The organism is Neolewinella lacunae (genome assembly GCF_014349155.1).
GTDB lineage: Bacteria > Bacteroidota > Bacteroidia > Chitinophagales > Saprospiraceae > Neolewinella > Neolewinella lacunae.
The window spans coordinates 23,321-43,190 of the sequence record NZ_JACSIT010000050.1 but is presented as its reverse complement, the minus strand read 5'-3'; the positions used below and the strand labels follow the sequence as shown (position 1 = coordinate 43,190).

The 19,870-nt window shown below is 56.7% G+C and carries 18 protein-coding genes; 8 read left to right on the top strand and 10 right to left on the bottom strand.

Going from position 1 to position 19,870, the window contains the following annotated elements:
• Positions 1 to 187 precede the first annotated feature (187 nt).
• The 6 genes from H9S92_RS02600 to H9S92_RS02575 form a co-directional block, all read right to left on the bottom strand.
• On the bottom strand, positions 188 to 490 hold the full coding sequence (locus H9S92_RS02600) for an AtuA-related protein (RefSeq protein ID WP_187465164.1): 303 nt from the start codon (positions 488 to 490) through the stop codon (positions 188 to 190).
• Positions 491 to 494: 4 nt separating this feature from the next.
• Entirely contained in the window at positions 495 to 1,832 is a 1,338-nt protein-coding gene (locus H9S92_RS02595) for an acyclic terpene utilization AtuA family protein (RefSeq protein ID WP_187465163.1), read from the bottom strand.
• 2 nt (positions 1,833 to 1,834) lie between these two features.
• A complete protein-coding gene (locus tag H9S92_RS02590; protein ID WP_187465162.1) occupies positions 1,835 to 3,124 on the bottom strand; it encodes a CitMHS family transporter in 1,290 nt (429 codons plus the stop codon).
• 230 nt (positions 3,125 to 3,354) lie between these two features.
• On the bottom strand, positions 3,355 to 3,924 hold the full coding sequence (locus tag H9S92_RS02585) for a RidA family protein (protein WP_187465161.1): 570 nt from the start codon (positions 3,922 to 3,924) through the stop codon (positions 3,355 to 3,357).
• A gap of 143 nt (positions 3,925 to 4,067) precedes the next feature.
• Entirely contained in the window at positions 4,068 to 4,241 is a 174-nt protein-coding gene (locus H9S92_RS02580) for a hypothetical protein (protein ID WP_187465160.1), read from the bottom strand.
• A 78-nt stretch (positions 4,242 to 4,319) separates the two neighbouring features.
• Complete coding sequence (locus tag H9S92_RS02575) at positions 4,320 to 5,525, bottom strand: hypothetical protein (protein ID WP_187465159.1); 1,206 nt, start codon at positions 5,523 to 5,525, stop codon at positions 4,320 to 4,322.
• A 271-nt stretch (positions 5,526 to 5,796) separates the two neighbouring features.
• On the opposite strand from H9S92_RS02575, the gene H9S92_RS02570 reads away from it, so the two are divergent.
• A complete protein-coding gene (locus H9S92_RS02570) occupies positions 5,797 to 7,749 on the top strand; it encodes a hypothetical protein (RefSeq protein ID WP_187465158.1) in 1,953 nt (650 codons plus the stop codon).
• A 39-nt stretch (positions 7,750 to 7,788) separates the two neighbouring features.
• Here the strand turns inward: H9S92_RS02570 and H9S92_RS02565 are convergent, their stop codons facing one another.
• A complete protein-coding gene (locus H9S92_RS02565; RefSeq protein WP_187465157.1) occupies positions 7,789 to 8,571 on the bottom strand; it encodes an SDR family NAD(P)-dependent oxidoreductase in 783 nt (260 codons plus the stop codon).
• 233 nt (positions 8,572 to 8,804) lie between these two features.
• Here H9S92_RS02565 and H9S92_RS02560 point away from each other — a divergent pair, with 233 nt between their 5' ends.
• The 6 genes from H9S92_RS02560 (at position 8,805) to H9S92_RS02535 (ending at position 16,914) form a co-directional block, all read left to right on the top strand.
• Positions 8,805 to 11,558 carry a valine--tRNA ligase gene (locus tag H9S92_RS02560; protein ID WP_187465156.1) on the top strand — a complete coding sequence of 918 codons (2,754 nt, stop codon included), beginning with the start codon at positions 8,805 to 8,807 and terminating at the stop codon, positions 11,556 to 11,558.
• 423 nt (positions 11,559 to 11,981) lie between these two features.
• Entirely contained in the window at positions 11,982 to 12,395 is a 414-nt protein-coding gene (locus tag H9S92_RS02555; protein WP_187465155.1) for an acyl-CoA thioesterase, read from the top strand.
• On the top strand, positions 12,385 to 13,383 hold the full coding sequence (locus H9S92_RS02550) for a YihY/virulence factor BrkB family protein (protein ID WP_187465154.1): 999 nt from the start codon (positions 12,385 to 12,387) through the stop codon (positions 13,381 to 13,383). The genes H9S92_RS02555 and H9S92_RS02550 overlap by 11 nt, the downstream gene beginning before the upstream one ends.
• A 163-nt stretch (positions 13,384 to 13,546) precedes the next feature.
• Positions 13,547 to 14,071: a hypothetical protein gene (locus H9S92_RS02545; protein WP_187465153.1), complete on the top strand. Its 525-nt coding sequence runs from the start codon at positions 13,547 to 13,549 to the stop codon at positions 14,069 to 14,071.
• Positions 14,072 to 14,140: 69 nt separating this feature from the next.
• The gene (locus tag H9S92_RS02540) at positions 14,141 to 15,691 is read left to right on the top strand and encodes a flotillin family protein (protein WP_187465152.1); all 1,551 of its coding nucleotides are present in this window, start codon (positions 14,141 to 14,143) and stop codon (positions 15,689 to 15,691) included.
• Between the two features lie 164 nt (positions 15,692 to 15,855).
• Positions 15,856 to 16,914, top strand: a complete 1,059-nt coding sequence (locus H9S92_RS02535) for an isoaspartyl peptidase/L-asparaginase family protein (protein WP_187465151.1) — start codon at positions 15,856 to 15,858, stop codon at positions 16,912 to 16,914.
• Here H9S92_RS02535 and H9S92_RS02530 read toward each other — a convergent pair.
• On the bottom strand, positions 16,911 to 17,267 hold the full coding sequence (locus tag H9S92_RS02530; protein ID WP_187465150.1) for an MmcQ/YjbR family DNA-binding protein: 357 nt from the start codon (positions 17,265 to 17,267) through the stop codon (positions 16,911 to 16,913). The two genes, H9S92_RS02535 and H9S92_RS02530, sit on opposite strands and share 4 nt — an antisense overlap.
• 269 nt (positions 17,268 to 17,536) lie before the next feature.
• On the bottom strand, positions 17,537 to 18,340 hold the full coding sequence (locus H9S92_RS02525; RefSeq protein WP_187465149.1) for an enoyl-ACP reductase FabI: 804 nt from the start codon (positions 18,338 to 18,340) through the stop codon (positions 17,537 to 17,539).
• Positions 18,341 to 18,464: 124 nt separating this feature from the next.
• On the opposite strand from H9S92_RS02525, the gene H9S92_RS02520 reads away from it, so the two are divergent.
• Positions 18,465 to 18,602, top strand: a complete 138-nt coding sequence (locus H9S92_RS02520) for a hypothetical protein (RefSeq protein WP_187465148.1) — start codon at positions 18,465 to 18,467, stop codon at positions 18,600 to 18,602.
• On the opposite strand, the gene H9S92_RS02515 is transcribed toward H9S92_RS02520, so the two are convergent.
• Positions 18,599 to 19,672, bottom strand: coding sequence for a GNAT family N-acetyltransferase (locus H9S92_RS02515; protein ID WP_187465147.1), 1,074 nt, complete (start codon positions 19,670 to 19,672; stop codon positions 18,599 to 18,601). The genes H9S92_RS02520 and H9S92_RS02515 overlap by 4 nt on opposite strands.
• Positions 19,673 to 19,870 lie beyond the last annotated feature (198 nt).

Below are 19,870 nucleotides of genomic sequence, written 5' to 3'. Positions count from 1 at the left end.
TAGTAAATTAAGCGAGTGGAACGAAAGCGCTGGAAGGCTGACCGAGTCGGGGGGGAGCGATTGAGGTGCTAAACCCGCGCAGGGATGGGACAGCGCAGGCACCCAAACGCAGGCCCGGTCGACCGTCAGGCACCCCGGACTCCGGAAAAACCAATCTGAACGGAGGGGACTTCGCCGTGGCGGACCATTATTCAATGGGCATCTCCAGTAAGTAGGCCCCCAGTGTTTTACCGTGTTTGTCCAGGGCCGTAGAGCGGGTTACCCCTCCTGCGAGGGCCTCGTACATCACGAAGTTCAAAGCATTGAGCTGGGGTATTTCGAAGCGTTGCACTGCTCCTTTGATTTGGGGCCCAAACCATTCTTTGACGCTTTCCGCAGTAACTTTTTCCCGGATCAGTTCGTAGTCCCTGGCCTCGTAAGCGATGAGGCTGATGTTACTGATGTTCCCTTTGTCGCCGGTCCGGGCGTGCGCAATGTCCCAAAGCTTCATCTCTTCAAACGTTTAGGTACTGAATATTTATGCGGATGGCCGATTTCGGAATGAGGATAGAGGCAATGGCCAGGACTTCTGAAACCTTCTTACTTGCTCCTCCTCCGCCAGCCGGTCCGTTGGTGTAGAGTGTCTCCACTTCATTGGCCAGAAGTAGGGCGTGTTCGCGGAGGGTGGTTTTGGCGGCTACCCGCAAGCGTACCTCATTAGGTTCGGCGGCCCCAAGCGGTCTTTCAAGCAACGCATTTACCCCGATGAGTTCGGTCCGGAGGTCGGAGAAACGGTGCGGAAATTGTGCTAAGCGTTTTTCTACGACTTGCTGGGCCAGTAAGGCCCTTTGGTAGCAATTGGCTCCGCCGTAGCTGATCTCTCCTTCCCCGATGAAACCGTCGCTGTACCCAACGCTGACTTTAAAGGTGCTGGTAGCGGCTTGGGCAGTGGCACCCGCAAAGCGGACCTGGTCTTTAGCACTTTGGATGAAGGTAACCTTCGAGAAATCGGCTACGCAGTCGGGGGTGATGTAGTGCTTGGGGTCATGGATTTCGTACAGCAATTGTTCCGTGCAGGTGGCGGGCGTAACCATCCCTCCGGCGGCGGTAAGTTTGGAAATGTACCCCTCCCCGTTTTCGGCGATTTCTACGTACGGAAAGCCCAGGTTCCACAAGTCGGGTACTTCCTTTTTTCCGGGATCGGCAAAATATCCCCCCGTTACTTGCCCCGCACATTCTAGCAGATGTCCCACCAGCGTTCCCGTGCCCATTTTGTCTAGCTGGGTGTCGTCCCAACCAAACTCAAACAGCATAGGCGCCAAGAACAAGGAGGGATCCGCCACGCGGCCCGTAACGACGATGTCGGCTCCGTTTTTAAGGGCCTCCACGATGCCTTCACTGCCCAGGTAGGCGTTGGCGGACACGATACGTTCTGCCAGCGTGCCAAGTGGGTCTCCCGTTTCCAAGATGGGGGAATCCCAGTAATCGCTGATGATTGCTGTGCAGTCGTCGCCCGTTACCGCTGCAATTTTTAAATCCTGCAAGCCAAGAGATGTTGCCAGTTTGGCGATTTCCCGGCAGGCCGCCACGGGGTTTGCGGCACCCATGTTGGTAATGACTTTGGTGCGGTGCCGGTGGGCCAGTGGCAATACCTTTTCCATGCGGTACAACAGCAGTTCGTTGTACCCGAGGTCGGGATTCACTTTTTTGGCTTGCTGGGCTAAGGCGATGGTCCGTTCAGCCAGGCCTTCAAAACAGATGTAGTCCAAATCACCTTTTTCGATGAGGTCTAGGGCGGGTTTTAACCGATCTCCCGCGTAACCCGCGCCACTGCCAATTCTGATTTTTTTCATAGTTACCACGATATTGCCCCCACGAGTAAGGAAAAAAACAGCATAATCAGGGTGATCAAAAAAGCCAGAGGGATGGTTTTTCGCTGGTGTTCACCCAGGTCTACGCCAGTGAGCCCGATGAGTAAATAGGTCGAACCCGTCAAAGGACTCACCGGAAAGCCGGTCGTCATCTGCCCCAGGATGGCTGCCCTGCCTACCTCAACCGCTTCTACCCCAAAATGGGTGGCGGTGGAAGAAAGAAGGGGCAAAATCCCGAAGTAAAAGGAATCCGGGTCGAACAGCAAACTGGCCGGCATAGCGATGAGGCCCGTAATTACGGCCAAATGACTGCCTACGGACTGGGGGATCAGCGCTACGGCACTTTCGGCCATCGCATCGATCATGCCCGAGCCTTTCAGGATGCCGGTGAAGCAGCCGGCGGCAAACAGGATGCTGGCCATCAACAGGGCAGCCTTGGCGTGGGCGTTGATGCGCTCCCCTTGCTCCTTGGGGTTCGGATAATTGATGGTAATGGCCACGGCAAAAGCGACCAGGAAAATGACGTGCGGCGGAGCTACTCCGCTGATGAGCAGACCAACGGCCAGCAAAATCAAGGCAATGTTTAGGTAAAACAGCTTTGGCCTTTCCAGATCGTTTACCTGGCCTACGGACGCTTCCCAGGGTTTTTCCGGTGCTGCCGTAGACGCGCTGCTGCGTTCTTTTTTGCCGAGAAGGAACGCCATCACCAGCACGGAAAGCAGGCCCAAAAGAACGGGTACCAAAAGGGGGTTGAAAAGCTCGGTAACCGGAACTTCCAAGGCCGATGCCGCGCGGATGGTAGGGCCACCCCAGGGTAAGATGTTCATCGTGCCCGCCGCAAGTGCCGTGACCGTGGCCAAGGTGGTACGCTTCATGTTCAAGGCATCGTAGAGCGGCAACAGGGCCGGTATCGTAACCAAGAAAGTAACTGCCCCCGAGCCGTCTAAATGCACCAGCATGGCCAAAACCGCAGTGGCCACGGTTACCCGGGCGGGGTCGTTGCCCGCAAACCGCAGCAACTGCTTAATCAAAGGCTTAAACGTGCCCGCATCGGTCAGGATGCCAAAGAAGAGAATGGCAAAGATGAACATGACCCCCGTAGGAGCAATTGATTTTAGCCCCTCGGTGATGAAGTCGATGATTTCGCTGGTGAATCCGGCCAGTAGGGCGGTTAGGATGGGGACCAGGATCAGCGCAACGACGGCCGCCATCCTTTTGGCCATGACCAAAAAAAGCAAAAGCAAGATGGTAATCAGTCCAAGCCAGGCCAACATGTACGAATGCTCTTGTGCAGGTGAGGGGATCTCAGGGATGAGGACAAGTCCACGCTGCTTCGTAAATCGTTCTTCAACCACAAGGCTCGCTCAGGCCTGGGGGGAAGCGAAGCATGCAGCCCGGGCGGTAAAGATAGCGGCTTTGCGGACCCTTGCAAGGGTGGCTTCGAAAGGGAGATTTGGCTTGGATCTGCGCAGTTTAAAGGTTCCTAGCGGGTGAATACGACCCCTCACTCCATCACTTCCACCACCACTTCCACTTCAACGGCAATGCCACCGGGCAGGGAGGCCATGCCCACCGCCGCCCGGGCGTGTTTGCCGCGCTCGCCGAAGACCTCCACCATCAGGTCGGAAAAGCCGTTGATGACTTTGGAATGCTCCGTAAAGTCGGGGGTGGCATTGACCATGCCGTGGACTTTTACCACCCGGGTAACCTTATTGAGATCCCCCAAAGTTGCTTTCAGGGCGGCGAGTTGTTGGATGCCCACCAGCCGGGCGGCGGCGTAACCTTCCTCCACGGTCAGGCTATCGCCCAGGCGGCCGGTTACGCGGGTGCCATCGGGTCGCGTCGGCCCTTTGCCGGCCAGGAAAACCAGGTTGCCGCTGCGGACGGCGTGTACGTAATTGGCGGCTGGAGTGGCCAGTTCGGGCAGTTCAATGCCCAGGGCCGCGAGCTTGACCTCCACGTCTTCGGTAGGAGATACAGAGGTGGCGCTCGTGGGGGCGGGTTGTGTCGCTTGGTCGCAAGCGGCCAAGATGAAGCAGGAAAGGAGAAGAATGAAGGAGTACTTGGAGATCATGGCGGGAAAATAGGGCGAATTTTGGGGTGGGTGCTGGTAAAAATCTAGGCCATCAGCCAGAACGACCATCCTGGCAAAGTAAACAGTAGCAGGGAGCAAGCAACATTGCTCCCTATCCTTTCTACTGCACCTGCGGCCGCGCCCTAAAGGCCAAGCCCGGCAACGCAAATTGAAATGACGAGAATCAGCAAGACCACCACTACGAGAAGTTTAAACAGCAGGGTGATCATGCGGTCAATGAAGGCAAGAAGAGCTTCAGCCAGCACAAAAAGCAGAAGCACCCCAAAACAGATCATGACAAAGAGTAGCGTATTCATGGCAAGCGATTTTTTGGATGAAAGCCATCCCGGCTCTCGGTCTTCCGGATGGTAGGAAGCGAGAGCCGGGAGGTGGGCTTAGGTGCTTAGCGTTGAGGGGTTGAAAATGAGCGCCAGGTCGTAGCGCAACTTGTTGAAAACCTCGTGGACTCTGGGATGCTCCTCCGCCGCGAAGTCTTGTAGGCATCCGGCGCGCTCCATTTCAGTCCTTTTGAGAAACGCCACTTGGAGTTGGGCGTAAGCGAAGCGATCCTCGGCCTTTTGCTCGGCAGTGGTGTACCGCTGACGTTCGGCGGCAGCGGCATCTATGGCCTCGCCTCTGAGCTGTTCGGCCATCATCGCAAGGCGGGTTTTTTCCTGCCGCTGCAAGTCCTTGAACGCTCTTTTCTGCTGGTAGGCCTGCTGGTATTCTTTGAACTCCAGCCGATGGCGGGCGTAAAGCGGGGCCATTTCTATGACAAGGACGATGATGGCGAGAAGGAGCATGATGAAGGGCACGGATTCGTTGCCAGGTTGTTTGGAAAACTCGTGCAGGTAGGTCAACTTAGTAGTCAGCCCGATGGCGTCGTAATCAAAGGGCCGGACCGCAATGGCGGTGATCAGCGCTTGGATCGAGTCTGCTTGTTTACGGTGGTAAACCAATTGGTTGGCGAGACGAGTACTATCGGGCATATAGATGGTACTGCGGTACTTCTCAAACTCCTCCTCTTCATATTTGGTCATGGTACTGGAGCCAACCTGCCCCGTGGCCCCTTTGCCAGTGGCTTCCAAGAGTGGGCGCTCCTGGCGAATGCTGAATTCAACTCTCTGTGCATCAATCCGCGTCTCCGTGGCCTTTATCTCAGCTAAGGAAGCATCAAGTGCGATGTTAAGGCCCTCCGCATCGTCTTGCTTTTGCTCCTCGTGGTGATCGATTGCGATGGGAATGATGTCTGCCCGGTATACCGCCAGGTCAACGAAGATGAGGTGCAACCCGATCATCGAAAGGACCATGAAAAGGCGGTACGTGACGTCAGCTCCTGTTAAAGACTGGGTGGAGGTCACGATGAATCGCTCTACCAGGTAGGTGAAACAAATGGTCGCTGCTCCGGCGGCAATGGCGGTGATGGCAGAGAAGCCATTGACCCCTAAACTTATGGTTAGCAAGGCTCCATTGAAGAAAGCTGTGAAAACCATGATGGCGCCCAAAAAGGATACGCGGCGATGAAAATGCCGAGTGGAACCTACGATCAGGCTTGGGTCGAGGCCGGTTACGCTGTGAAGAAAGTGAGTTTGGATTGACATGGGGATGTGCTTTGAGTGGTACGTGAATAGTTGAATACTATGCTGGGTCTAAAATAGGTGCAAAATTTGTAATAAGCAAATTTTGACATAATATGCTAAATAAAAATTCTAGCACATTTGGCAGCAAAGAGACTTCTTAGGTTGTCGAAAACTGCTAGAATGGCTGCCAGGTCGCTGCCAAAACGCCTGCTGAAGGCTGCCAGTGCATTCGAGAGGCTGCCAGCGTATGCTGAAGGCTGCCAGCTTATGCTTAAAGCCTGCCAAGTCCCCTTTGAGAAGACAAAAAGAAAAAGTTACCTTGGCGAACATTTTTTTTCATATGCCGCAGGAATTGCTTTCTACTGACCAAATCGCCCAGTTGACTAGTGAACAATGGATCGAGGTTTTTCTTGAGTGCGAAAAGCACCCCGCGATCAGCAGCGAAAAGAACGCTGCTCTCCGCACCGCAGAATTGATTGGTGCCGATCAGACCGCAGTGTATAAGCTGCGGAAAGGCAAGAACGTTTCGCTGGCGCAGCTGCGCAAGTATACAGGCAGGCTTCTGGAGCAGTTGGGCTTGCAGATGGTGTGGCTGGAAAACTACGAAATTGGCTTGGCTAAGGCTAGTGTTGAGACGAAGTCTCCTGCCAATGCCGGGAAGCAGCGACACTATGTTTACTACTTTTCAGGGTTTACAGCTGGTGGGGTGCTGCGCTTTTACCGATCTTACCTAATGATTGACATCGACCATCGAAGGGTGGTGTTGGAACATTACCCTGACCCCAGCCGCAATACCGATCACCACGCCCGTTACGAAGGAGAGCTTTTGTGGAGCGAGGACAAGCTGTTCATGTCGCTGCAAAAGTTGGATCCGATCACTAAAGAACCTGGCCAGCAGCGTTCGTTTAACACCATCAATGCCAACCTAGACACTTTACTCAACCGAAGCCCTCACCTGGTGGCTACCTATACTACTTTTCATCCCGATTCTGGGGTAGCCATCTTAGAGCTGGCGGATAGCAAAGCCGCAGTAGCGCACAAAATAGCTAATGAGGCAGTCCCCCCGTGGATCAGCTATATCCTTTACAACCGACGCGTAGAGGTGAATCGGAGCCACAGAACCCTGCTCAACTTTGAAGACGCGAAAAAGCGATTAAAGCGAATTAGTAATGTGCAAGGCAGCTACCAAGGATTTGTGCTTTACGAAAGGGCCAACCAACAAGCTGAAATCATCGCCAGCCCCTTCGAAATCTACGATGGATTCCGGGTTTCCTTTAAAAGCCCAAACCGGGAAGAAAAAGTTGTGGGTTACATCGCCACCGTCAGAAACGGTATCCTGCAATTCCGAATGGATTATAGCCGGGGCAGCCACCACCATCGTGCGGCGATGAGCCTGAAAACCAGCTATTATCAAGACCACCGGGGTCAAGTGCCCGAAGGAACGATGGCCGGTACGTATAACCTCATTACACCCGACGAAACCAGCCCATTGTGCGGAAGAATCATACTCTACCCCGTCAAAGCAGGTGAGTTGCCGCGCGAAGGAACCATTCTGGTGTCTAATGAGGACCAAATGGCAGAGGTCCAGCGGCAATACCCAAGCCTGATCCCCTTCCTCTCCGGAGAATACGACCAGTATTGTGATTCACCACTTCAGCATTCTCACCCATTTTTTCGGAGATATGCCAACCGGCCCGGGAGGGGGGAAACGAGCGACCCGCTACTTCATGCGTTTACGGGGCAATACTACTCCCTACGGGTTTCTAGCCGAGAAAGGAAGGTATATATGCGGCCTATTGAAATTGATGGCCTTGAAGGCACCGCCCGACGCATAATCTATGATAATGGGGCAGGTCGGCGTACGCAATTAACGGGTACCATCAGCTTAACCAGTCAATCCATCCTTACCCTTTGCTTTACTGAGCAACAGCTGATTTACTCGGGTAAGGCGAGCGCGCCCACGGAGATTTACCGCAGTACCATGCTGGCAATAGAGGAAAGAAAAGACTACCGGGACGAGGTCTTGATAGGCTTCACCCACCGTATCAATAAGTTGCTTAGGCCCATTTCTTTCAAGGAGTACTTCTTCAGGGCACCGGAGGGATTGGAACCTAGCGAATTAATTCAAGACTTTGAAAAAGGAAAGGACACATTTACAGGGTTTCCCGTCCCACAGGAGCTCATCGATGGTATGCTGGCCCATCCAGAGAGGTACATCTTCATAGGTGAAATGCCTCGAGATTAAGGGCATCAGCTTTCGGGGGGTAAAAAAATCAGGCAAGCGCTAAGCCCCCTGCTTCTTCTGCATGTTATAAATGGTAGTGAGCTGCATCTTCAGGGGCATCACCGCCAGGCCCGCCTTGATCGTCATTTTCAGGCCAAACTCGGTGATTTCATCGAGTTTGCCCGCTTCCATGGCGGCGTAACCGCGCCCGGCGGTGTATTCCGGGGTCTTGGGGCTTTTGAAGAGGTCGGTATCGCTCAGCTCGGCGGTGTCGGCAAATTCAGTGGCAACGGCACCGGGGTTGAGGGTGGTGAGCGTAACGCCCGTGTTTTCCACTTCCTTAGCAACGGCCCAGGTGAAGGAGTTCACGAAAGCTTTGGTGGCAAAGTACACGGCCTGCAAGGGCCCGGGCATGTAGCCAGCCGTGCTGGAAGTTTGCAGGATTTTGCCCCGTCCACGCACCACCATGTCTTTGAGGAAGAGGTGGGTCAGTTCCACCAGGGCTTTCACGTTGAGGTCGATCATCCCCAGGTCGGTGGCCAAATCCCGTTCGTGGAAATTGCCGTGGCCGCCGTAGCCAGCGTTGTTGAACAGGTAGTCGACGGCAATGCCCTCCTGCTTGAGCTCATCGTAAATGGCCTGGCACGCCCCCGGGGCCGTGAGGTCTTTGGCAATGACCCGCACCTGGACGCCGTACTTCGCGCTCAACTCGGCCTTCAATTCTTTGAGTTCTTCCTCCCGGCGGGCCACGATCACGAGGTCTCGTTGGCGCTTGGCGTGCTCGTGGGCCAGGGCGCGGCCAATGCCTGAACTGGCGCCCGTGATTAATCCTACTGCTTTCATCTTGTTCTGTATTTGTCTCCTTAACGTGGTGACGTAGCGGTCCGTTCGCAGGCCCCCCTTTCCCTCCCCGGCTTCTCCGACCGGCCCGGCACCTGCGGCCGCGCCCCATCCCCCAACACCACCTTCCAAAAACACCCCAACTCCCGCAACCACCCGCTTCCGCCCCAGCGTTAGCCCAGCAGCCCGCCAAACCCTATCTTCGCCCCTGCTAACGAAAAAACCGTCTCCGCCCCATGCCCGCCCCCGAAGGAAACCGTACCCCCCAGGCCTATTCCGCCGCCGACGTTGAACACAAATGGTACCAGCACTGGCTGGCCAAAAATTACTTCCACAGCGAGCCCGACGAGCGCGAGCCCTTCACCATCGTCATCCCGCCACCCAACGTCACCGGCGTGCTCCACATGGGGCACATGCTCAATAATACCATCCAGGACATCCTCATCCGCAAGGCCCGCCTCGACGGACGCAACGCCTGCTGGGTGCCCGGTACCGACCACGCCAGCATCGCCACCGAAGCCAAGGTCGTCCAGCGCCTCCGCGAAAAGGGCATCAAAAAATCGGATCTCACCCGCGAGGAATTCCTCGCCCACGCCTTTGAATGGAAAGAGGAATTCGGCGGAATCATCCTCCAGCAACTCCAGGAACTGGGCGCCAGCTGCGACTGGCAACGCACCCGCTTCACCATGGAGCCGGAGCTCTACCGGGCCGTCATCAAGGTCTTCGTCAGCCTCTACCGCAAAGACAAAATGTACCGCGGCCTGCGCATGACCAACTGGGACCCCGAGGCCCAAACGGTACTCAGCAACGAGGAAGTCATCTACACCGACGAAAACTCGAACCTCTACCACGTCCGCTACAAAGTGGCCGGCACCGACGATGAGTACATCACCATCGCCACCCAGCGCCCGGAAACGATCATGGCCGATACGGGCCTGGCCGTCAGCCCCACCGACGAACGCTACCTGCGCTACCACGGCCGGCAGGTGATCGTCCCCCTGGTCAACCGCCCCATCCCCATCATCACCGACGATTACGTCGATCCCGAATTCGGCACCGGCGCCCTCAAGGTGACGCCCGCCCACGACCCCAACGACTACGCCCTCGGCGAAAAGTACGGCCTGGAGGTGATCGACATCCTCACGCCCGATGGCAAGCTCAACGAATTCGCCCAAGTCGGTGTAGGACTCGATCGTTTCGAGGCCCGCACCGAAATCGTCAAGCTCCTCAAAGCCAGCGGAGACCTGGTAGCCACCACCCAATACCGCACCCGCATCGGCCGCAGCGAACGCACCAACGCCGTGGTCGAACCCCGCCTGACCCTGCAGTGGTTTTTGCGCATGGACGACCTGGCCGCCACCGCCCTCGGCGCAGTGGAATCCGGCGAAGTCCGCTTCCACCCGCCCAACATGGTCAATATGTACCGCAACTGGCTGACGCCGGAGAACGTCCGCGACTGGTGCGTCAGCCGCCAGCTCTGGTGGGGGCAGCGCATCCCGGCCTGGTACTGGAAGGACGAAGTGTTCGTGGCCGAAACCGCCGCCGAAGCCCTCGCCCAGGCCCAGCAGGCCCACCCGGAGGCCAATTTGCAACTGGAAGATTTACAGCAGGACGAAGACGTGCTCGATACTTGGTTCTCCAGCTGGCTCTGGCCCCTTTCCGTCTTCGACGGCTGGAAAGATACCCGCGAACTGCAGTACTATTACCCCACCAGCGACCTGGTGACGGGCTGGGACATCATGTTCTTCTGGGTCGCCCGCATGGTCATGGCCGGCTACGAATTCAGCGAAGACCTGCTGGGCAAAGACTTCGTGGAAAAGAACGGCCGCATGCCCTTCCGCAACGTCTACTTCACCGGGATGGTCCGCGATGAAAAGCGCCGCAAAATGTCGAAATCCCTCGGCAACAGCCCCGACGCGCTGGAACTGCTCAAGACCTACGGCGCCGACGGCGTACGCTTCGGGATGATGTCGAGCGCGGCGGCCGGCAATGACATCGTCTTCGACGCCCCCATCGACCCACAGACGCAAAAAGTGCTCAACACCAGCGAGTTGTGCGACCAGGGCAAGAAATTCTGCAACAAGATTTTCAACGCCAACCGGCTTTTGCAGGGCTTTACCGTCAGCGACCGTGCGCCCGACGCTTTGGAGCTTTTGGCCGCCGAATGGCTGCTGGCCAAGCTGAACGAAACCACCGGGGAGGTAGACCGCATGCTCGGCGAATACCGCATCAGCGAGGCGTTGCGCACGCTCTACAATTTCATCTGGGGCGACTTCTGCTCGTGGTACCTGGAGGCCATCAAACCCGCCGATGGCGTCATCAGCCGCGATACTTACGAAGCCACCGTTTCGGCTTTTGAACGGATGATGACCCTGCTCCACCCCTTTCTGCCCTTCATCACCGAAGAGGTCTGGCACGGACTGCGCGAGCGCCGGGAGGGCGAAGATTGCGTGGTCAGCACCTGGCCCAAGGTCGAAGATTTTGACGCGGCGCTCATCCAGTCTTTCACCCTTTTGCAGGAGACGGTCAGCCACATCCGCTACATCCGCAGCCAGCGCGAGATTGCCCCCCGGGAACCTTTGCAGTTGTTCGTGGAGCATTCGCCGGCCAGTGAGGCGCTCTTGGGCGCGAACGCAGGCAATAGTCCCGGAGGATTTCGGGGTGCCAGGGAATTCCTCCAAAAGAGCGGTGTTTTGTCGGCCGTCGCGCTGACGGATGCCGCCCCAGACAACGCCCTGCCCTTCCTCTTCGGCAACGATACGGCCTACCTCGTCTTAAACGAAACGATCGACCAGGCCGCCGAACGCGCCAAAATGCAAGCCGAGCTGGATCGCCTGCGCGGCTTTCTGGCCGGCATCGAGAAAAAGTTGTCCAACGAACGCTTCGTCGCCAACGCCCCCGAAGAAGTCATCACCCTCGAACGCAAAAAACAAGCCGACGCCACCGCCAAAATCGCCAGCCTGGAGCGCATCCTTCGGGTGAATGCGTGAATGAGTGAATGAGCTACCGCACGGGATAGGCCAATCATCCAGTAATCATCTGACCTCGGCAAATTATTCATTTATCCCCTTATTTAGCTACCCTGCTGCCTACGGTTTTCATTTATTCAATTATTAGCTACGCTGCTGCCTACGGCGGTCATTTATTCGCTCATTCCCCCATTCACGCATTCACGCATTCACCCATTCACGCATTCGCTCATTCCCCCATTCACGCATTCACGCATTCACCCATTCACGCATTCACTCATTCACGCATTCACGCATTCACTCATTCACGCATTCACGCATTCACGCATTCACTCATTCACGCATTCGCTCATTCCCCCATTCACGCATTCACTCATTCACTCATTCACTCATTCACTCATTTGCTGCGCAGTACTTCGTGCTCACCCATTCGCTCATTAATCAATGCTAACCACCTCCACCACCCACCGCGTCCGTTACGGAGAGACTGACCAGATGGCCTACCTCTACTACGGCCGCTATGCCCTGCTCTACGAGATTGGCCGCGTGGAGATGCTGCGGGATTTGGGCCTCACCTACGCCAACATGGAAGGGGAGCACGGGGTGATGATGCCGGTGATGAGCCTCAACCAGCGTTTCGTCCGTCCGGCCCGCTACGATGAATTGCTGACGATCACGACCACTTTAAGGCGGCTGCCCGTCGATACCATCACTTTTTACGTCGAGATTCACAACGAAAAGGGTAAATTGGTCAACGGTGGCAGCGTAAAGTTGTGTTTCATTGACGTGAAGACCGCCAAAGCCGTCTCCGCCCCCGCTTACCTACTGGAAAAACTGCAACCTTACTTTGAAGATTAAACTGCCCGATATCGCGTCCTTCCGGCGTTTTTTCAGCGAACACCCCCTGTGGATCGGTCTAAAGCAGTATACCAAGCAAAATTCTTTCATCGGGTTCCACGGGGTGCCCATTTACGACGTCGTCGTCTTTGTCTACAAGGAGATCACGCGCGACGACCTCTTTACCCGGGCCAACAGCGTAGCCTTCAGCTTTTTCCTTTCCCTTTTCCCGTCGCTGCTGACGATTTTTACCCTGCTGCCTTTCCTGCTGGACGTGGCCGTGCGGTGGTTTCCGTCGATGGCCGATTTCAACGTTATTCTCTACGACGAGATCAAGCGGGTGATGCCCGGCCAGGCGGGGGATATCGTCTACGGCTTCGTCCAGGAGATCACCAATTCCCCCCGCCTGGGCCTGCTGAGTTTCGGTTTTCTGCTGGCCATTTACTTCTCCAGCAACGGGATGCTGGCCATGATGCAGGCCTTCGAAAAAAGCTACGTCAAAACCTTCCGCCGCCGCAACGCACTGCGCAAACGCCTCATTGCTGCCGGCCTCACGTTGCTGATCGGTTTGTTCATCATCGCCAGCACCGTTTTGGTCATTTTGGGCGATGCCATTCTGGGGTGGCTGGCGCACGCGGCCAACGCCAGTTCCCTGGCCACCTTTTTGTTCAACATCCTGCGCTGGTTCGTCATGCTGGCCCTCTATTACATCACCATCGGCACCCTCTACCGCTACGGAGCGGCTACCCACCGGCGCTTCAGCTACTTCAGTCCGGGGGTAAGCCTGGCCGCTGGTCTGTCCCTGTTCACTTCGGTGGCCTTCAGTTTCTACGTCGATGGCTTCAACCGCTACGATACCTATACCAAGTTCTACGGCTCCATTGCTACCGTCATCATCATCATGCTCTGGCTTCAGCTCAATGCCCTGATCCTCATCATCGGCTTTGAACTCAACGCCGCCATTGCCGTCCGGCGGGATCTGACTGCCGACCCCGAGGAGGAAGAGTAGCCGCAGTTGCACGCATTTTCGTTACCTTCGACCAAGCCCAGGCCAAACTCGACGAACACCAAATTTTTGCCACAACGATTTGCGGGGGGGCAAACGTTTTCCTGGTGTTCCTCCGCTACGGCAATTTTCCTGCTGAATGGGGCCACACTAAAACATCCGAGCCATGATCGAACTGCTCACCACCATTTCCCTGATTTCCGGAGGCATTCTGCTGCTGCTCTTGTTGCTGTCCATCATCAGCGGCTTGGACTTCGATATCGACCTGGATTTCAACAGCGACTTCGATAGCGGTAGCCTCGGCATCTTCAAAGGAGTGCTCACTTTCGTGTCCATCGGGGCCTGGACGGTAAAATTGTTCCTGACCAGTCAACTCGATCCGGTATTGGCTTTTACGCTGGGCGCGGCCGCAGGTGCAGTGGCCGTCTGGGTCCTCAGCATCCTCCTGAAATTCATGCTTGCGCAGCAGGCGGATGTCAACTGGTCGCTGCGGGACGCCCTGTACCAGCAAGGGACGGTCTACCTCCTCATCCCCGCTGCCGGCGAAGGCCTCGTCAACATCCCCATTAAAGGTACCAACCGCGAACTCAAAGCCCGCTCCGCTTCCGGCGAGCCCATCCCAACGGGTACTCCGGTACTCGTCGAGGACCTCACGGCGGATGGCTACGTGCTCGTTCGCCCCACTACTTAACCCATTGCAGGCTGGCCAAGAACCTAAGGCATTCCTGTTACTTTCACCCACCTTTTAAATCCCAGCATCATGATGGAAATTATTGGAGCAATTATTCTGCTATTTGCCCTTTTCGTAATATTTTTGGTCAGTCGTTACAAACGCTGCCCTTCGGACAAAATCCTGGTCGTTTACGGCAAAACCGGCGGCGGCGCATCGGCCAAGTGTTACGCCGGCGGTGCGGCCTTCGTCTGGCCCGTCATCCAGGACTACCGCTACCTCGACCTGACGCCGCTGTCCATCGACGTTAACCTGAAAGACGCCCTGTCTAAGCAGAACATCCGGGTTAACGTCCCTTCCCAGTTTACCGTCGGCATCGGCGAAGACGAAAAGCTGATGCTCGCCGCCGCCAACCGTCTGCTGTCGCTCAACCGCGAGCAGGTGGCCCGCCTGAGCCAGGACATCATCATGGGCCAGATGCGCCTTGTCATTGCCAACATGGACATTGAGGAGTTGAACACTGACCGCGATAAGTTCGTCAGCTCCGTCTACTCCAACGTCGGCGAAGAACTCCACAAAGTGGGCCTGCGCCTCATCAACGTCAACGTCACCGACATCCAGGATGAGTCCGGGTACATCGTCGCCCTCGGCAAGGAAGCCGCCGCCAAGGCCATCGAAGAAGCCAAGGTGAAGGTGGCCAACGAGCAACGCACGGGCAGCATCGGCCAGGCCGAAGCCCTGCAAGACCAGCGTACTAAAGTGGCCGCCCTGACGGCCAAGGCCGAGATTGGCGAAGCCGCCGCCGCCCAGGAGCAGCGCATCCAGGTAGCCGCCGCCAATTCCCGCGCCCAGATCGGCGAGGCGGAAGCCGCCCAGGAGCAACGCATCAAGGTGGCCGACGCCAACTCCCGCGCCGAAATCGGGGAATCCAAATTCCAGGCCGAAGCGCAGGCCGGTAAAAACGAAGCCGCCATCAAAATTGCGGAGTCGAACGCTGCCCGCGACGTCGCCCTGGCCGAAGCCAACCGCCGCGCCACTGCAGCCCGCCAGGTCGCCGAAGCCAACGCCCAGGCCGAAGCCTACCGCGCCCAGGAAGCCGCCGAAAAAGCCCGTGCCCTGAAGGAGAAAGCCGAAAAAGAAGCCGAACAAGTCGTTCAGGCCGATATCGAGCGCCAGAAAGCCATCATCGCCGCCCAGGCCGAAGCAGAACGCCGCCGCGAAATCGCCCGCGGTGAAGCCGACGCCACCCTGGCCCGCTACCAGGCCGAAGCCCAGGGCATGGAAGAACTGCTCCGCAAGCAGGCTGAAGGCTTCCAAAAACTGGTCAGTGCCGCCGGCGGAGACCCCCAGGCGGCCATTAATTACCTCATGCTCGATAAGCTCGAAGCCCTGACCCGCATCCAGACCGAAGCCATTAAAGACCTGGAAATCGAGAAAGTTGTCGTCTATGACAACGGCAACGGCCAAGGCGTAGGCAACTTCGTCCAGGGGCTCTACGGCATGATGCCCCAGCTCAACGACTTCCTCGGCCAGAGTGGCATGCGCCTGCCCACGGGATTGGTCGGCGAGGTACATCCCTCCACCAACGGGGTGGCCGAAAAACCCGGCAACGGCTCCGCCCCAACAACAAAGATTGAGTAGTTTGATTCGTAGTTTTTATCCTACGCCCGCCTTCCTTAGCCGGAGGGCGGGCTTTTTGCGTTTTACTATGGCTGCCAGCCCACGTCTTTGGGGATAAAACGCGCCGATTCCCCACCGTTCTTCGGAGATAGAGTAATATTGTCCAACAAAACCCCCGTCGCGCTATGCAAAAGTTGTGCCTGCTCCTCCTTCTTTTTGTCCTTCTGGCCTGCGGGGATCAACCCGCCGTAACCATGTCTGACCCCACTGCCACTACCCCCGCATCTGCTGCGCCACCCGCTTACGCTATGGTCATCCACGGCGGCGCGGGCACTATTCTGGAAGCCGACATGACCGAAGAACGCGCCGCTGCCATCCGCACGGCCATGGAGGCGGCCCTGGACGCGGGCGAGGCTGTCCTGAAAGCCGGGGGAACTGCCGCCGACGCCGTAGAGCAAACCATCTGGGTGCTGGAAGACAGCCCTTACTTCAACGCAGGAAAGGGTGCCGTATTTACCAACGCAGGCATCAATGAAATGGACGCCAGCTTCATGACCGGCCACGACCAAAATGCCGGAGCCGTCGGCGGCCTCACCACCGTAAAACACCCCATCTCCGCCGCCCGCGCCGTACTGGAAAAAAGTGAACACGTTTTGCTGACGGGCAAGGGAGCCACCGACTTCGCTACCGAGCAAGGCCTGGAAATTGTCGACCCTGCTTACTTTCATACCGAAGACCGCTGGAACAGCCTCCAACGCGCCCTCGAAGGCGAGAAGGTGGAACAGGAAAAGATCCAGGGCAACCGGATCATTGAGGAGATCGACCACAAGTACGGCACCGTTGGCTGCGTAGCGCTCGATAAATCCGGCAACCTCGCCGCAGGCACCAGCACCGGAGGAATGACCAACAAGCGCTACAACCGCCTGGGGGATAGCCCCATTATCGGGGCAGGGACTTACGCCGATAACGCTACCTGCGGGGTTTCCTGCACGGGTTGGGGAGAATACTTTATCCGCTACGCCGTTGCTTACGACGTCCACGCCCGCATGGCCTACGGCGGTGCTTCCCTGGAGGAGGCTGCCAACGCCGTCATTCACCAGACCCTGGAAAAAGCCGGTGGCACCGGTGGCCTCATCGCCCTGGATGCGAAGGGAAACATCACGATGCCCTTCAACACCCCCGGCATGTACCGCGCCTACCTGAAGGCCGGCGAAGCACGCGTCATCAAATTTTATGAGGATTAAAGTCCAAACTCCGCCCGCACTTTTTTGGACAGCGAAGCGACGATGAGCTCGTAGCTGTGGTCAATCAGTTCCCGGACCAACTCGGTGCTCAGGTCTCCGTCTTCGATGTAAACGGTATTCCAGTGCTGCTTATTCATGTGGTATCCGGGCTTGATCTCCTCGTGGCGTTCGCGAAGGGTGATGGCGTATTCAGGGTCGCATTTGAGGTTGACGCGCAGGTCGGCCTCATCCATCCCCGTGAGGGCGAACATCTTACCGGCCACTTTAAATACCAGGGTGTCAGGTCCGAAGGGGAGCCCTTCCGTAGTGGCGGGCTTGGCCAAACAGTAGGCGCGAAGGTCTTCTAAAGTCATGGGGGAGCAGGGGATTGCTGATGCGTGAAAATAGTAATTTTTGCTGGGAGGCTTTCGCCTTTTACCTATTCTCTTCACCGCATTGCCTTACAAGAGTCTCTGGTCGCTGTTTGGTGCTAGTGCGCCGACAGATCCCTCGCGGCAGCGCAATCAACCATCAAGAATCGCTTGTCGTCTATCCAGGAATTTCCTGCGCTGCAACATTAGGTTAGCCCACGTAAGCCTCGCTGCGCTCTTCGTCCTTTTCCTTGCACCTGCGGCCGCGCCCTTTACTCCTGGATGAGTTTAGGGTTCATGCCCATGCTGGAAAAGCCGCCGTCGTGGAAGAGGTTTTGCATGGTGACGTAGCGCGTCAGGTCGCTGAAGAGGGTAGCGCAGTAGTTGGCGCAGTCGAGGGCGGGGGCATTGCCGAGGGGAGACATGGTGTCGGCGTAGCCAAAGAATTTATCGAAGCCTTTGACGCCCTGGCCAGCCGTAGTCATGGTGGGCGATTGGCTGATGGTATTGACGCGCACCTTGTTCTTTTCGGCAAAGTGGTAGCCAAAGCTGCGGGCGAAGCTTTCCAGCAGGGCTTTGCTTTCGGCCATTTCACTGTAGTCGGGGAAAGTCCGTTGGGCGGCGATGTAGGTCAGCCCCAGGATGGAGCCCCACTCGGCCATGTGGTCGCCCTTGTACAAGACTTGGCACATTTTGTGGAAGCTGACGGCGCTGATGTCGAAAGTCTTCAGCATCCAGTCGTGGTTGAGGTTGGTGTACTCGTTCTTCTTGCGCACGTTCAGGCTCATCCCGATGGCGTGGAGCACGAAGTCGATTTTACCCCCCAGGATTTCTTCGGACTGCTGAAAGAGCTTTTCCATGTCCCCGATGCTCGTAGCATCGGCGGGGATGATGGTGGCACCCAGGCGTTCAGCCAGGGTGTTGAGCTGCCCAAAACGCAGGGCCACCGGAGCGTTGGTGAGTGTGAATTTGGCACCCATGGCGGCACAAACTTCGGCGATGGACCAGGCAATGGACTGTTCATCGAGGGCTCCAAAGATAACGCCACGCTTGCCGGCGAGTAATTGAGGGGTCATGTGCGGGTAGTTTTTACCGCGCGAAGGTAGTGCTGCCAGCAGTAAATGCTTCTCTTTCCTCTCGGGGTTTGCGCATTTTCTCCCCAACGGCTATCTTGACCACCACAAAAAAGCAAACCCGATCATGGCCACAAAGAGCAAAATTCAACGCAACAAGAAGCCCGTAAACCCCGAAGACGCCCGGCAAATCAAACGCTTCTTCATCATCACCGGCATTTGTGTGGTGCTGCTCCTCATCCTCATTTACTCGTTTTTCGCCTAAACGTCCGGCGTCCTCATTTCCCCCTGAAGATTGGTGAGGAATTCCTGTGGAGTCTCTCCTTCCAGCAGTACACCCAGCACGCGCAGGGGGAAGAGCGAGCGTGGCAGACCGCCGGGACCCTGGATGCGGACCTTCACATCGCGCAGCCCCGAAGATGCCGTCAGGAGAAAAGTGTAACACTGGCGCTGGTTGTCGTAAACAATCACGCCCTCCGGCCCCTGGCGCAGTTTCAGGAGTAGGGGCGCATCAAGCAGGCCACCACCCGTCCCGGGATAGTGAAAGCGGGCGGTATAGGAAGGGTATTCCAGCAAGGTAGCGCTGAAGCCCCACCGCTCCATTTCCTGCTGAAGGATCTCCAGCGCAGCGAGGTTGTGGGCGTAAGGATCGGGCGGGAAGTCAGGGTCGTTGTTCGGCAACGGATGCCATTGGCCCGTTTTCCAATCCCGGTAGTCGGCCGGGCCAAAGCGCAGCTTATAGTGAAAAACGGGGTAGGCCGGGGCGTAGTAGCCCGGGTGATAAAAGTGGAAACCGTTGGAAAGTGCCCAGTCGATCTCCAGGAGGATGGTGTAAGTGCCCAGGCTGTAGTCCGCGTAAGCCGGGTCGTAAATGCCCGCCTTGGTATAGACCACTTTTTGACCGACGTCAAAGAAGCTGAAGGCGATCAGCTGTTCCCCGTCGTAAACCTTAGCGCAGTGCGTGTGCAGGGTGCGTTGGCCGTTGGCTTCGTTGCAAAGGTGAAACTCCAGGTCCAGCCGGGTTTTTTCCGGGTAGACGGCGGCGTAGCGGGCGTTGACTGCGTACATCTCCGCATCGGGCAAACGGGTAGCCAGGGAAATTTCCGTTCGGAAACGCGCGCCGTGTTGCCGCAACATGCGTCGGTGCTTAGGTTTGAAGGCGAACTTCTCCAGGGGCAATCGAATCTGGATGCACCCGTAAATTCCGTCGTTGGCCGGGCGCAGGTAGTCGGCAAAATACACCGATTGCCCGGCCGGCCGAAAACCCGCCGTCAGGTAGGCATCGAAGGCCTCCATCGAAAGCAATTGCGTCGGATGAATGATGAGGGTAGGCAAGGGGTGGTGGTAAAGTGAAAGGTCCTGGCACTGGTGCGGGGGCAAAGCTAAGGAGGGAATAAATGAATTCTTGAATAAATGAATAAAGCATTGGAATGTATGAAAAACTAATCGAAGGTTTTAAGATGCCTTGCATCGCCTATCCCGTGCGGCAGCCCCTTTCCCCCTTTATTCCTTTCCCCCTTTCCCCCTTTATTC

Bases quoted from the DNA above. Each gene is read 5' to 3' on its own strand.
- H9S92_RS02590 (WP_187465162.1), bottom strand. From the start codon at position 3,124: ATGTTGGCCTGGCTTGGACTGATTACCATCTTGCTTTTGCTTTTTTTG.
- H9S92_RS02530 (WP_187465150.1), bottom strand. From the start codon at position 17,267: ATGACTTTAGAAGACCTTCGCGCCTACTGTTTGGCCAAGCCCGCCACT.
- H9S92_RS02535 (WP_187465151.1), top strand. From the start codon at position 15,856: ATGCAAAAGTTGTGCCTGCTCCTCCTTCTTTTTGTCCTTCTGGCCTGC.
- H9S92_RS02565 (WP_187465157.1), bottom strand. From the start codon at position 8,571: ATGAAAGCAGTAGGATTAATCACGGGCGCCAGTTCAGGCATTGGCCGC.
- H9S92_RS02525 (WP_187465149.1), bottom strand. From the start codon at position 18,340: ATGACCCCTCAATTACTCGCCGGCAAGCGTGGCGTTATCTTTGGAGCC.
- H9S92_RS02575 (WP_187465159.1), bottom strand. From the start codon at position 5,525: ATGTCAATCCAAACTCACTTTCTTCACAGCGTAACCGGCCTCGACCCA.
- H9S92_RS02600 (WP_187465164.1), bottom strand. From the start codon at position 490: ATGAAGCTTTGGGACATTGCGCACGCCCGGACCGGCGACAAAGGGAAC.
- H9S92_RS02540 (WP_187465152.1), top strand. From the start codon at position 14,141: ATGATGGAAATTATTGGAGCAATTATTCTGCTATTTGCCCTTTTCGTA.
- H9S92_RS02560 (WP_187465156.1), top strand. From the start codon at position 8,805: ATGCCCGCCCCCGAAGGAAACCGTACCCCCCAGGCCTATTCCGCCGCC.
- H9S92_RS02585 (WP_187465161.1), bottom strand. From the start codon at position 3,924: ATGATCTCCAAGTACTCCTTCATTCTTCTCCTTTCCTGCTTCATCTTG.
- H9S92_RS02520 (WP_187465148.1), top strand. From the start codon at position 18,465: ATGGCCACAAAGAGCAAAATTCAACGCAACAAGAAGCCCGTAAACCCC.
- H9S92_RS02545 (WP_187465153.1), top strand. From the start codon at position 13,547: ATGATCGAACTGCTCACCACCATTTCCCTGATTTCCGGAGGCATTCTG.
- H9S92_RS02555 (WP_187465155.1), top strand. From the start codon at position 11,982: ATGCTAACCACCTCCACCACCCACCGCGTCCGTTACGGAGAGACTGAC.
- H9S92_RS02580 (WP_187465160.1), bottom strand. From the start codon at position 4,241: ATGAATACGCTACTCTTTGTCATGATCTGTTTTGGGGTGCTTCTGCTT.
- H9S92_RS02595 (WP_187465163.1), bottom strand. From the start codon at position 1,832: ATGAAAAAAATCAGAATTGGCAGTGGCGCGGGTTACGCGGGAGATCGG.